The 12,400-nt window shown below is 68.8% G+C and carries 12 protein-coding genes and 2 pseudogenes; 5 read left to right on the top strand and 9 right to left on the bottom strand.

What is annotated here, in order from left to right; genetic code table 11:
- Positions 1-39: 39 nt before the first annotated feature.
- Entirely contained in the window at positions 40-1,044 is a 1,005-nt protein-coding gene (locus EOT10_RS16800) for an ABC transporter substrate-binding protein (protein ID WP_431313296.1), read from the bottom strand.
- A gap of 380 nt (positions 1,045-1,424) precedes the next feature.
- Between EOT10_RS16800 and EOT10_RS16795 the strand changes: the two genes are divergently transcribed.
- A complete protein-coding gene (locus tag EOT10_RS16795) occupies positions 1,425-2,201 on the top strand; it encodes a GntR family transcriptional regulator (RefSeq protein WP_127829026.1) in 777 nt (258 codons plus the stop codon).
- Here the strand turns inward: EOT10_RS16795 and EOT10_RS16790 are convergent.
- The gene (locus EOT10_RS16790; protein ID WP_223281041.1) at positions 2,149-2,577 is read right to left on the bottom strand and encodes a helix-turn-helix domain-containing protein; all 429 of its coding nucleotides are present in this window, start codon (positions 2,575-2,577) and stop codon (positions 2,149-2,151) included. The genes EOT10_RS16795 and EOT10_RS16790 overlap by 53 nt on opposite strands.
- A 584-nt stretch (positions 2,578-3,161) precedes the next feature.
- On the opposite strand from EOT10_RS16790, the pseudogene EOT10_RS43135 reads away from it, so the two are divergent.
- Positions 3,162-3,635 (top strand): annotated as a pseudogene (locus EOT10_RS43135) (MFS transporter); the annotation flags it as partial.
- A 50-nt stretch (positions 3,636-3,685) separates the two neighbouring features.
- Here EOT10_RS43135 and EOT10_RS43130 read toward each other — a convergent pair.
- Both EOT10_RS43130 and EOT10_RS16780 read right to left on the bottom strand, forming a co-directional pair.
- Positions 3,686-4,174, bottom strand: a pseudogene (locus EOT10_RS43130) (DNA glycosylase AlkZ-like family protein); the annotation flags it as partial.
- Between the two features lie 544 nt (positions 4,175-4,718).
- Positions 4,719-5,159, bottom strand: a complete 441-nt coding sequence (locus EOT10_RS16780; RefSeq protein WP_127829024.1) for a hypothetical protein — start codon at positions 5,157-5,159, stop codon at positions 4,719-4,721.
- 181 nt (positions 5,160-5,340) lie between these two features.
- Between EOT10_RS16780 and EOT10_RS16775 the strand changes: the two genes are divergently transcribed.
- Both EOT10_RS16775 and EOT10_RS43125 read left to right on the top strand, forming a co-directional pair.
- Positions 5,341-5,691, top strand: a complete 351-nt coding sequence (locus EOT10_RS16775; RefSeq protein ID WP_223281010.1) for a hypothetical protein — start codon at positions 5,341-5,343, stop codon at positions 5,689-5,691.
- 62 nt (positions 5,692-5,753) lie between these two features.
- Positions 5,754-5,963: a hypothetical protein gene (locus EOT10_RS43125; protein ID WP_431313295.1), complete on the top strand. Its 210-nt coding sequence runs from the start codon at positions 5,754-5,756 to the stop codon at positions 5,961-5,963.
- Between the two features lie 10 nt (positions 5,964-5,973).
- Here EOT10_RS43125 and EOT10_RS16765 read toward each other — a convergent pair whose 3' ends face one another.
- Complete coding sequence (locus tag EOT10_RS16765) at positions 5,974-6,654, bottom strand: class I SAM-dependent methyltransferase (protein ID WP_127829023.1); 681 nt, start codon at positions 6,652-6,654, stop codon at positions 5,974-5,976.
- 457 nt (positions 6,655-7,111) lie between these two features.
- On the opposite strand from EOT10_RS16765, the gene ku reads away from it, so the two are divergent.
- Complete coding sequence (ku, locus tag EOT10_RS16760) at positions 7,112-7,879, top strand: non-homologous end joining protein Ku (RefSeq protein ID WP_189491673.1); 768 nt, start codon at positions 7,112-7,114, stop codon at positions 7,877-7,879.
- A 146-nt stretch (positions 7,880-8,025) separates the two neighbouring features.
- Here ku and EOT10_RS16755 read toward each other — a convergent pair whose 3' ends face one another.
- From EOT10_RS16755 to EOT10_RS16740, 4 genes are all read right to left on the bottom strand, one after another.
- On the bottom strand, positions 8,026-8,214 hold the full coding sequence (locus tag EOT10_RS16755; RefSeq protein WP_127829021.1) for a DUF6381 family protein: 189 nt from the start codon (positions 8,212-8,214) through the stop codon (positions 8,026-8,028).
- A 371-nt stretch (positions 8,215-8,585) separates the two neighbouring features.
- Complete coding sequence (locus EOT10_RS16750) at positions 8,586-8,792, bottom strand: hypothetical protein (protein ID WP_127829020.1); 207 nt, start codon at positions 8,790-8,792, stop codon at positions 8,586-8,588.
- 408 nt (positions 8,793-9,200) lie between these two features.
- On the bottom strand, positions 9,201-10,613 hold the full coding sequence (locus EOT10_RS16745; RefSeq protein WP_127829019.1) for a lipase family protein: 1,413 nt from the start codon (positions 10,611-10,613) through the stop codon (positions 9,201-9,203).
- A gap of 28 nt (positions 10,614-10,641) precedes the next feature.
- Positions 10,642-12,249 (bottom strand): GMC oxidoreductase, encoded by a 1,608-nt coding sequence (locus tag EOT10_RS16740; protein WP_127829018.1) that lies wholly within the window; start codon positions 12,247-12,249, stop codon positions 10,642-10,644.
- Positions 12,250-12,400: the final 151 nt, after the last annotated feature.

The raw sequence follows: 12,400 nt of genomic DNA, 5'->3' as shown, positions 1-12,400 counted from the left end.
GCGCTTTGCGCTCACCGCGGGCCGCTGTCTGGAGGACACTCATCCGGTGACCGCCTGGGACCAGCCCTGGGCGACGGCCTGCTTGGCCTTGCCGATCTGAGCCTCGGTCGGGAAGGAGACCGTGGCGTTGCCGGGGACCTTCGGGAGCTTGGCGGCGAAGGTCGCGTCGAGCGTTCCGGCCTTCTGCATCGAGGGCATCAGCGCAGGGCGGGCGTAGCCCTTGAGCCACAGGTTCTGGCCCTCGCTGCTGTACAGGAACTCCTGCCACAGGCGGGCCGCGGCCGGGTGCGGCGCCCACTTCACGACGGCCTGCGAGTAGTACTGGGCGTACAGGCCGTCGGCCGGGACGCTGACCTTCCAGTCGACGCCCTTGGCGCGGAGCTGGTCCGCGTACCCGGCGTTGAGGAAGTCCCAGGTGATGCTGATCGGCGTCTCGCCCTTCTGAATGGTCGCGGCGCTCGACTCGACGGGGTTGAAGTTGCCGGACTTCTTCAGGCGGCCGAAGAAGTCCAGGCCGGGCTTGACGTCGTCGAAGGAGCCCTTGTTGGCGAGTGCCGCGGCGTACACGGCACCGAAGGCCGAGGCGGACTTCGCCGGGTTGCCGGTCAGGGCGACCTGGCCCTTGTACTGCGGGTCGAGCAGGTCACCGAAGGTCTCCGGGCACTTCTTCACCCGCGCCGCGTCACAGCCGATGGAGACGTAGCCGCCGAAGTCGTTGTACCAGCGGGCCTGAGCGTCCTTCTGCGTCTTCGGTATCTGGTCGAACGCGCTGACCCGGTACGGCGCCAGCAGGTTCTGCTGGGCCGCGCTGATGGCGAAGGCGCTGCCCACGTCGATGACGTCCGGAGACCGCTCCTGGCCCTTGCGGGAGGTCACCGCGGTGATCTCGTCCTGGCTGGAGCCGTCGGGGTTCTCGACGTCGACCTTGATCCCGTACTTCTTCTCGAAGGTGTCGATGATCTCGCCGTAGTTCGCCCAGTCACGGGGAAGGGCAATGGCGTTCAACTTGCCCTCCTTCTTTGCGGCCGCGACGAGGGCGTCCATGCCGCCGAGGTCCTTCGCCGAGGTCGCGGTTGCGGCTTTCCCGCCGCTGCCGCTTACATCATTTGTGCTGGTCAAACTGCATGCGCTGAGCCCAATCGCGGCCAGGACGACAGAGCAGACGAGGCCCGCGGAGCGGACGTGGCGCAGTCTCACAGGGTTCTCCTGAGGGATCAAAGTTGGCTGTACAACTTGAAGCAACGTGATGCATTACCTCGGAGAGCGGTGACCGGAAGGTGAACTCCGGTGCACGTGTCGACGGCCTTCGCAGGAAGAGGGTGTGCGTCGGCGGACGTCGGCCACCGGGCCGGTCAGCCAGGGGTGGCGAGCGGATAGGGTCACGTCAGAGCGGCGACGGGCGGCTCAGGGAGAAGGAGAGCGACATGGCAGGCGCGGGGGCTGCGGGCGGCGCGGGCGGCAGGGCGGCCGGGGCCCGATACCGGCGGCTGGCGACCGAACTGCGCGAGGCCATCGCTTCCGGGGCCTATGGAGCCGGCGGCCGGCTGCCCAGCGAGGAAGAGCTCGCCCAGCAGCACGGCGTCTCGCGTGGCACCGTCCGTCAGGCGCTGGCGGTGCTGCGCGCCAACGGCCTGGTCACGTCCCGTCGTGGCACGCGGCGCGTCGTGCTCGGCACCGCACGTACCCAGAGCTTCTTCGAACTGCTGAGTTTCACCCGCTGGGCACGCGCGCTCGGAGAAGTACCGGGCGGGCGCACGATAGACATCAGCAGCGGTCCCGCCAACCCCTTGGAGGCCGAGCAGCTCGGCCTGGAGCCCGGCACGCAGATCCACCGGGTGCTGCGACTGCGAACGCTGTCGCGTGTCCCGATCATGATCGAGCGGACCATCTACCCCGAGCACATCGGCGCCGTGATCGCCGGCCTCGACCCCGATGCCATCTCACACACCGAGCCCCTGGCGGACCAGGGGGTGGTGTTCGCCGACGCCGAGCACACCGTCGACCTCGTCTATGCCGACGACGAGGACGCCCGCCTGCTCGGCTGCGACCCGGGCTCGCCTCTCATGAGGGAGCGACGGCGTGCGACGGACCCGGCGGGCACGCCGCTGGAGTGGTCGGACGACCGCTACCTGCCGGGCACGGTTTCGTTCACGGTGCACAACTCCGCAGCCTCGACGGCACTTTCACGTCGCCGCGGCTGAATGATCCTTCCGGGGAGACGTAGGTCGCCGGCGTGGGGCCTGCGAGCTGTTCCCGGCTGGTCGTCAGAAGCCCGGCGGGGACCCAGTGGTCCAGCTCTCCACTCAGGAGGAGACCGACTTCTTCTCCCGCATGGCTGTGCGGACTCTCGCCGGAGGACACCCCGGGGGTCACCTCCAGCAGCATCATCTCGAGCCGTCCCATGGGATTGTGCAGCTGACTGAGCGTCGTGCCGAGGGCGTCGACGATCGTGCGCAGCGTGTTGATCGTCGGGCTGTTCACGTCGCGCTCGACGTTACTGAGGTAGCTGCGGGACAAGCCCGTCTTCCCCGCGAGCGTCTCCGGCGTGAAGCCCCGTTCCGGCCGCTCACGACGCAGGTGCTGGCCGATTCCGTCGTCGTGCGGGGGGTGAAGTCGTCCCTTCGCGAAATGGGTGTACGACGACCCGGTGACCGCGTTGCCGGGTACCTGCGCAGCCTACGGTTCTCGTCGCTGCCGACGGTCACTGCTACGGAGGCAAGGAGTTCGACCGACGTCCGGAGATCGCTGAGATGGTGGACAGGCTGCCCACCATCCGGCACCTGATCGCAGTCGACTACCTCGACACGTCTTCAAGCGCGCCCGCTCGCGATCCGCAGCGGCGGTCATCCCGCGCCCCCGCGCAAGCGATGTACGAGTACCTGCGGTGTAGGTGTAGGTGTCGGTCGGCGTCGCGAACTCACCTGTGTGGCTGGTGATTTAGCGGACCACACGTGTTGTGCGATCTATAGGCAACCACAGTCAGTCCGGGTGAATATCGGTCTTGGACGCGATCAGTCGACGTGACTTGAATAAGAGTGCGCGAGATCGCAACCTGGTCTTCGCAGTTTGTCCGGCGAGCAGACATCTGACCCTGCCCCGACCGCGTCGGTCCATCGCATCCGGCGCCTCGCCCCTCATGCCCCTCACTGCGAGGAATTTTCATGACTCGAACGATGCAGAAGGCGGAACCGGCCCCCGCCACAGCAACGAGGACGGGCGCATGGAGCGTCACCGTACTGCTGGCGCTGTTCATGCTCCTCAATTACGCCGACAAGGCCGTGATCGGCTTTTCCGCACAGGACATCTTGAAGGACCTGGGTATTTCGGCACAGCAATTCGGTGTCATCCAGAGTGCTTTCTTCTGGTTGTTCTTCGCCGGAGCGATTCTCCTGGGCGCGCTCTCCGGGAAGATCGGACTGCGCTGGCTCCTGGGCGGCCTCATGGTCGTGTGGGTCGCCACCATGCTGCCGCTGGTCGGGACCGTCAGCTTCACCGTGCTCATGCTCTGCCGACTCGTCCTCGGGTTCGCCGAGGGGCCGGCCTTCGCGCTCGCCAACCAGGCCGTCCAGTCCCGGTTCCCGGCGGAGAAGCGGGCGCTTCCTGCGGGAATCGTCTCAGCGGGGGCCTCCCTCGGCCCCGTGGTGATGGCGCCGATCCTGACCTGGGTGATCGTCAAGTGGTCGTGGCACGCGGCCTCCAGGGCTTCCCCCGCGGGGCCGGGCAGCTCGTGGAACGCGCCGATCTCGATGCCCGCGCCGTCGCTTGCGACGCGCCAGACTCCCGCCACGTACCCGTCGACGAGCACGGTCGGCAGCACGTCCCCGTTCACCCGGGTCACGTGCTTGCGGTACGCGGGCGGGATGACGCGGCCTCGGTCCACGTACGCGAGGAGCGTGCTGTCCCACATGGGCAGGAGGCGGGGCGGCGCGGCGACGTCCTCGGCCGGGGTCGTTCCGTCCAGTACGTCGTAGAGGGGTTCGGCTCCGCCCTCCGAGGGCTTCAACTGACGTACCTCGTCCGTCAGTTCCTTCAGTGCTGCCTGCACCCTCCCCTTCTGTACGAGGGCGAACCGGGCCACGTTCGAGGGGAGCGCGGGACCGAAGGCGGACAGGTGGCGCAGGACCAGGGTGCGCATGCCGGACGCTGCCGCCTCGGTACATCGCCAGAGCCGGATGGCCTGGGTTGTCTTAACGGAGTTTCGCGGACACGAACAGGGATAATGCCAACCGTCAGGTGCGGTTGAGCTTCCTCGTATAGTGCCGACTCGTTTCGGATGCTAGAGGCACGTCCAGTAAGCGCCGACCGCTCTCCCGAGCGTGGCTACTGCCAAAGCTGTCAGGAGGTTCTTCGTCTGCGGGTAGTCCACAGCTTCATCCAGTTCTGACCTGCGGAAAAGGATGGGATCGCCCGGTGTGAGAGCGAGTTGGGCCGCGCCTGCTCCGGATCGCCTCCCTTCCCTGAACACTCCTTCGCTCCGAGGCTTACGCCTCAACGCCGCACTGAGCGATTCCGTCCACCGCCTCGTCGGCGACATCGCAGACCGCTCCGGCTTCTACGCGAGTCTCATGACGACCATCAGTGCCATGCGCAGCTTCCTTCCCTCCGCGCGCTCTGGGCGCATGGCCCGGCGGGTCGTAGCGCCCGGTCTCGTACTTCCAGGTCCCGTGCCGTTGGTGTCATTGGTGCCGTCGTGCGTCGGGTCATGGTGAGGGGTTGCGTCAGTCGTCCTCGTCGTCCGCCGGCGGGTACGCCTCGTCGATGACCCAGTGCTCGCCGCCCTCGGTGGAGATCGCGCAGAGCCGGGAACCGTCCGGTGAGCGGGTGAGGAACTCGATGCCGCCGGAGGGATCCGTGAGTCGGGAGAGGTCGGTGTCGGGCGTGAGCGTGACGCGGAGCCAGCCTTCGTTCAGACCGGCGGCCGTGAGGAAGGCGCCGTCGGGTGTGACGACGCCCCGCTGCCCGGCTACCGACAGCCACAGGTCCTGAGCCCGGCGCAGGGCATCCTCGTCACGCTTCGGCACCCGGGCCGACGGCACAGTGTCGATGTTCGCCGTCATCAGGAACGCCTCGGTGACCGTCGGACTCGTCCCGTCGTCCACGAACTCCCCGACGCCCAGTCCGGCTTGCCGGAAGCGATCCGTGATGTCGCCTTTGCTCACTGTGGTCCTTGTCCGTCAGTTGTTCTTGTGGAAGAAGTGGTGGTCCCCACCAGGTTTGTCCAACGCGCGACAGCGTTCCATCGTGCTGTAGCCAATCCGCTGCTGGAGCGCCACGGGCCGACTCGCTTGGACGTCAGACGACGCCCGCATCCCCGGTCTCTTCGACTGCTACGCCCTGAACGTGTCGGGCACCGCCGCCTGGGCGTGCCCATACACGGACTTCCCGCTCGTCGAGATACGCCCCGACCGCCCCGATCGGCCCGTGAGGGTGTGGGCGAACCGTGTACGGGGCTCCCATGCGGTGGCCGTCCACGGTGAGCGGGTTGCCTTCTACGGCGGCTACGGCGAGGAGCGGGACCGACTCGCCCACGGAGAGATCATCGAAACATCCGTCGAGTCAAAGGACGTCGGCCTGCTCACCCTGCCCGATGGCTCTGCCCCCGGCCGTCGGCGGGTTGTCGGCCGAGGAAGCAGGATCTACGTCCAGGCCGAGCCGTTCACCACCTGGGGTGTGTTCGACCTCAGCAGCTGATACCCAGCACTGGAAAGGCCATTTCCAATGCTGGCGCCCCTTCTGACCGCGCAGGGAGCAACGTGCCGCCGTCCTTAGTTCACCGGATCACCAAGTACGACCCCGCCGACCGTAACGAGCACGGCCACTACACCGGTGCCGAGGAGGCGGTCAGTGACCATGGGCCGGTCGAAGCCGCGTACCTCGCGGCGATCGCCGTGACAGTGGAGAGGCCGCAGCCCGTTCTCGGTGGCTCGGTCATCCAGTCTGCCCAGATGCCGGGCCTGCTGTGAGCGGAGGGGCTCAGCGCAGCCGTCGCGCACGCAGCACCAGGTCGTCGGTATGGTGCGCGCCGGCGCCGCCGTCGGGTGCCACGCGTGGTCGCTGCTCGTTCACTTCCACCTTCCAGTCGTCGGTGAGCAGGGCGGCAACCATCGAGGGCCACACGTAGTCAGCCGGGTCGAAGCCGCTGTCGTGCGCCTGCTGGGTGTCCATCCCCGCGTGGTGTACGAGCAGCAGCACGCCGCCGGGCGCGACGGCCGCGAGCAGCGCTCGCTCGGCTGCGGCGTCGGGGGTGCGCAGCAGGGCTGGATACTGCGCGGAGACCAGGTCGAAGGAGGCCGGCGGGAGCGCCGCTTCCGTCAGCGCGGCGTGTACCCAGCGAACGGCGACGCCTGCGTCCCGCGCGTGCCCGGCCGCCCGCTCCAGCGCCACTCCCGAGACCTCAAGCGCGGTCACGTCCCAGCCGCCGCGCGCGAGCCAGACGGCGTCCGCGCCCTCGCCGCAGCCGACGTCGAGCACCCGGCCGGGCGTGAGCCCGGCGACCTCGGCCACGAGCGCACCGTTGGGCTGGCCGCTCCACAGCTGTCGTCGGTCGGCGTATCGGTTGTCCCACTCCGCCCGCACCGCGGGGTCTCCGACGTATCCGTCGCCAGGCAAGGAAGTGTCAGACGCGGGCGATCCCGCTGTGATGTTGTCGGTCATGGGCCCAACGTCACCCATCGTGGTCCGGTCACGCCACTCCTGTTGCCGCTCCGGCAAAACGGCGTCCAAGGGGCGAGGAACAGCCGGGCGTAGTCGCACTGGATGTCGTCGAAACAGACCGGCCGCGGGACAGACGCCGGTACGTCGGCGCGGTGTGCGGGATCAGGCCCTCCGAGACGAGTCCGTAATACGCCTGTCGGAGGGTGCAGCCGCCGACCCGGTCGTAGCTGGTGACGATGGCGGCAGCACGATCCACGATGCTCGGCCACTGAAGTCTGGGCACACCGGAACATGTATCCATCGGGTGGTCGCTGGAGCCGCGTTACAGCAGGTCGGGATGCAGCCGTCGCAGCGACACTGTGGGGTGCCGGGTCGTACCGTCGTCCACCTCCGCCGCGACCGGTACACGCCACGTGGCCGAGGTACACCCCGAGCGGTGGCGATGGACGCTGGAGGCATGAGGGCCCTGTGGTCCGGCGTGATCGAGTTCGGGCTGGTCGTGCTGCCCGTGAAGCTGTTCTCGGCGACCGAGGAGCACCACGTCCGGCTTCGGGAGATCCATGCCGCGGACAGCGGCAGGGTGCAGCACCGGCGGTTCTGTGAGGCCGAGGACCGTGAGATCCCGTACGAGGAGGTCGGGCGGGGCTGGGAGCTGCCGGATGGGCGGCTGGTGCTGTTGACCGATCAGGACCTGGAGCGTCTGCCGCTGGCGACCAGGCATGTCGTGGAGGTGCTTGGTTTCGTGCCCGGGCAGGACATCGACCCGATCTCGTTCAGCAGGCCGTACTACGTGGGCCCCGGCGGCCCGCAGGCTGACCGGCCGTACGCGCTGCTCGTCGAGGCGCTCGCCCGCACCGGGCCGGTCGGCGTGTGCAAGGTCGCTGTCCGCTCCCGGGAACGGATCGGGCTGCTGCGGCCACGCCACGGCGTGCTCATCCTCCAGACGCTGCTGTGGCAGGACGAACTGCGCGATCCGGGGGACCTCGCCCCGTCCGCGCCGGTCACCGACCGGGAGCTGGAGCTCGCTGAGGTCCTGATGCGCGAACTCGCGGGTGTCGAGGTCGATCAGCTGCAAGACGAGTACCGTCACGCACTTGAGCAGCTGGTCGAGGCGAAGGTGTCCGGCGGCGAGCTGGCCGCGCCGCCCGGGCCCGGGCCGGCGGTGGAGCTGATGGCCGCACTGGAGGAGTCGGTGAAAGCCGCACGCGCGCACCAGAGTGGCTGAGTGGCCGGCGGGATCCGTTGCCGGGGTCGATGGCGGCGGAGGCGTTGTTCTTGAGTGGAGAGAAGCAGTGACCGGCCGGGGCCTCTCGCGTGCAGGAATGCCACGGAGGCCGGCCACCGGCCGGTGTCTGTGCCGCAGAACCGGGGCTACATCGTCGGGTCGATGTCCGGCCTGCCCGTGCCTCCTGCGTGCTCGCTCTGCTCCTTGAGCTGGCGGGCCTGGTCCTTCAGACGCTGACGCTCCTGCGGGTCAGTGGCACGTTCCGCGGCCTGTTCCAGGTCCGCGGCCCGAGCACGCATCTGCTGGGCACGACCGGATTCGCCTGCAGCGCTCATGATCACTCCTTGGGTGATGAGGAAGAGAGGGCCACATCAGCGAAACAGGCCCCGTCACCCTCTGCATCTCGATCAATCACCCACTGCTATCTACGCAGTTGGAAAGCCCTCTCGCCGCCTGTCCCCGTCGTCCAGGAACTTCACCGGATACACGGCTGTACTGGGGGCGGGGTGTCTGTTGCCGGAGCTCTGCGCGCGCACCCAGCGCCCTCGCCACAGTTCCGGGGTCGCTCGAATGGCCGGGTCGCGCAGGCGGTAGCAAGCGCGCTCGCGCGAGGATCAAAGCGAGCCCCGCCCGGAACTTCAGCGCCTCTTCCAGCCGGGCGGGCTCCATCAGTTGCGCAGGTCGAGCTTGGCGTCGGGCCTTGCGTCTACGGCTCGGAAGGCGCCTCGCCGGCGCGGGCCTTCGCCTTCACGTCCGCCTCGGCCTCGTGCCGGGCGATGCCCTGCTCCTTCGCGTACTGCGTGACCGCGGCCTGCGTGTCCCGGACCAGGTCCCGCCACGCGCGCCATGCCGTCTCGTGTGCGACGCGGTGCCTTGTGGGACGTTTTGGCGGGCGTGGTGCGGGCGGCCGCACGGGCTGCGGCGACCTGCGAAGGAACCTCTACCTTGCACCGTGGGTCAGCGATAGGACACCGGGGCCTACCTGCCCCAGCGGATGCAGCCTCGAAGCAGCGTCGCAATCGTGGCCGCAGCCACGGTCCAGCCGGCTGCGGGGGTGTGGGGTACGACGCCACTCAGGTCGGCCGCCGTCACCATGCCGAGCCCGAAGACGCGCGTCGTCCTGCAAGTCCTGCGTCCATGACGTGATTCTGGTGGCCGGCGGTGGCGCGTTGCCAGTGGGGCGCGATGATGGTGCCCGGCCACTCGGTGAGGTCGATGTGGCCTCTGCTGCCGACATCCGCAGCGTGGGCCTCCCCATACGGTTCGTTGTGGGGAGGCCCCCTTCCGCCGGAGGCCGCTGTCCCGGCAGAAGGGGGGCGCGTCAGGGCTGGAGGGGCAGCGTTTGGCAGTTGGAGGTGGCCGGCTTGCCGGAGAGCCGGTCCGTCAGCCAGGAGATCGCGTCACCCTGGTCGGTGATGAGAGGCACGAGGTGGTTGGTGAGGATCTTGTCGCCGAGGTTGGGAAGATTGATGGCCTCGTAGGTCACGTCGGCACCCTTGGCGCACCAGTCCACGGCCAGTTGTCGGACCTGCGAGTGGGGCACGATGTCGTCCTGGACACCGGTGGCCACCCGCACCGGTCCGGCCGGCTCATGTGTGCCGATGCGCTGCTTGTCCAGGGCGGCCTTCGCTCGGGGGTCTGTGGCGATGATGTCCCCGATGGACTTGCCGTTGCTGGTCCAGGTGCTGCTGCGGGTGAAGCCGAGGCCGAACAGCGCGTCGCCGACACACATGGTTGACGCGTCCTCGAGCGCGGCCCTGCCCGCGTCGCTGACGTTGGCTTCCACGACGGTTCGCAGGTCGGGGTCGGCTTGGGCGAAGCCGTTGATCGCCCAGGCCAGCGCCCCGGCCAGCGCGCTGCCGTCGATGCCCTTGATGACTGACGTCAGGTTCGCGGGTGGAGCGCCGGCGTAGGTTCCGGCAAGTTGCACGTCGGGGGCGTAGGAGGGCTGGAGTTCGGCGGCGGCCGCGCTGGCGCCGCCGCCCTGGCTGTAGCCGTACAGGCCGGTCGGGGAGTCCGTGGTGACTGACGCCCCGGGGACGACACGGGCTGCGCGGGCCGCGTCCAACAGGGCGTGCCCCTGGTCGAGCCGGTTGACGTAGGTGTGAAGGCGGTCGGTGACGCCTAGGCCGACGTAGTCGGTGATGACCACTGCTGCCCCGGTGGCCAGGATCCGGTAGATGGCGAGGGCCTCGTAGCCCACGGACACGGTGTTGCCGTTGAGGGTCAGCGGATGTTGCAGCGCGAACGAGGGCGCGCACTGGTCACCTTGGCCCATGGTGCCCGAGGCCACGGCCACCAGGGGGCGCGGCCCGGGCTTCTTCCAGGTGGTCGAGGGCTCGATGTAGGCCCCGGTCACCGCGACGGGCTGCCCGGCGGAGTCGGTGGACTTGTACATCAAGCGGGTCGCGGTGCCCGGCATGGGGCGGCCGTCCAGGCCGGGAATGCTGAGCCCGAGCGGCATCGACTCGGTACGGATCAACGTGCCGTTGGCGGCGGGCAGTTCGGTCGGCGGGTTGTAGAACGTGGGGATGGTGACGCCGCGGGACACGACGGGCTCCGCGGTGGATGCCGAGGCCGGCGCCGTCGACAGGCCCACGCACACGGCGCCTGCTACGACGCCGGCCAGCAGGCTCACGCGAGCCGGAACGCCGCGGCAGGTGGGAGGTGTTGTCGACGGGGCGGCGGGGCGGATGGTGCGGGCGGAACGGGAACGGGCTTCTCTGCGGTTCATGGCGTGCTCCTCGCTCGTCGTCGAGAGTTCAGATGAATGTGTCGATGTCGTGCGTGGTGATGGCGTCCATCGCCCGTTCCGCGACCGCGGCGATGGTCATGGACGGGTTGCACGCTCCCGTCGTGCCCGGGATCAGCGCACCGTCGAGCACGTAGAGGCCGCGTTGGCCCTGCACGCGGCCCTCCAGGTCGCACACCGTGCCCATCGGCGCACCGCCCAGGGGGTGCCAGGTGCTGTTGACGAGGGAGTTCGTGTCGGTGAGCACACCGATCCCCTTGGAGATGTCCGCAACCCGCTGCTGGATCGTGCGGTGACTGCCGGTGTCGCCGTTTCGGGGCCAGTGCAGCGACACGGTGTCGGTGGCGGGGTTGTACAGGAACCGGCCGCGGTCGGGGCTGACACCGAAGCCGACGAGCATCGTCGTCCTGGTGTCGAGGCCCAGCGGCGGGAGTGACGCCTGGATGACGGTGTTCGCGGTGGCCGGGTCCTCCCATGCCTTGCTGCCGAAGACCACCGGGCCGCCCTGTTCGCTCCCGAAGTCCTCCTGAAGGTTCGACCACGCGTAGATCCGGTCGCCGTTGGTGCCCCAGCCCTCACCGAGCCCGTCGGGCAGATCGGGGATGGCGCCAGTGGCTCCAGCGCGGACGAGGAGCTTGCTGGTGTTGATACTTCCTGCCGCCATGATCAGGGCACGGGTGGAGAGGACCTTCTGCTCCAGCACACGTCCCGAGTCGTCGGTGCAATCGACATGCACCTCCCAGCGGCCGTCGGAGGCCTGCGCCACGGACGTGACGTTGTGGTGGGTCGCCACGGTGACCTTGCCGGTGGCCTCGGCCTGACGGAGGTAGGTCACGTCGACGGAGTGCTTGCCGCCGTTGTTGACGCCGAGTGCACAGTCGCCGTTCGTGTACGAGGGCTTCATCTCGCCGCGCAGTTCGGCCAGGGCGTAGTCCCAGTCGATCGGCATCGGGATCTTCGAGACGTCGTATCCGGCCTTGCGCACCCGCTCGGCGAACACCCGGGCCGCGTAGTAGGTGGAGGTGCTGATCAGTTCCTCGGGCGCCGTCGCCACCCGGAGCACGGCGGCGACCCGCGGATAGTGGATCCGGTCCATGCGCCGGTAGTCGAGCTGTTCGGGCAGCCAGGTGTTGAACACCGGCTCCGAGGGCTGGAGGGTCATGCCCTGATAGACGAGCGATCCACCGCCGACCCCGGCCGCGCAGACGCTCAGGATGTTGTCGCCGAGCACGGGTTCCAGGAGCCCTGTGTAGGGAGTGAAGTCGAGCGGGGTGCCGATCAGCCGCGCGAGCGGCCTGACGGCCGCCGGGAGGGTGCCGTACCAGAGCATCCGTTTGTCGAGCCTCGAGACATGCGGGAACGTCTCGGCGTTCGGTCCCGTCGGCCAGCGGCGGCCGCGTTCCAGGACGGTCACCTGCACACCGGCCTGTGCCAGCCGGAGGGCTGCCACGCCACCCCCGAAGCCGGATCCGATCACGACGACTCGGTGGTCTTCTTCGGTCAGCCGGACACGGGTCGGCGCGGCGGAGGCGGGTGATGCGGCCGTCGGCGACAGGGCGCCGGCGGCTGCGAGTCCGGCGGCGCCGGCGAGCAGGGCGCGCCTGCTGGGCGTGGGCATGCGTAACTCCTTCAAGGGAGGGGGAGATGCCGCCGTCCGATCGGCGGCCGACCGTCCCGGACCCTGCCGGTCGGGGGACGAGGTAAGAGGACCTACGAACGTGAGACGTGGTGTGGAGCTACATACTTGATGCGTTCATGCCAAATGCGGG

Origin of the sequence: Streptomyces antnestii (assembly GCF_004005495.1) — a bacterium.
Lineage (GTDB): Bacteria > Actinomycetota > Actinomycetes > Streptomycetales > Streptomycetaceae > Streptomyces > Streptomyces antnestii.
This window is presented reverse-complemented; position numbering and strand designations above follow the sequence as displayed.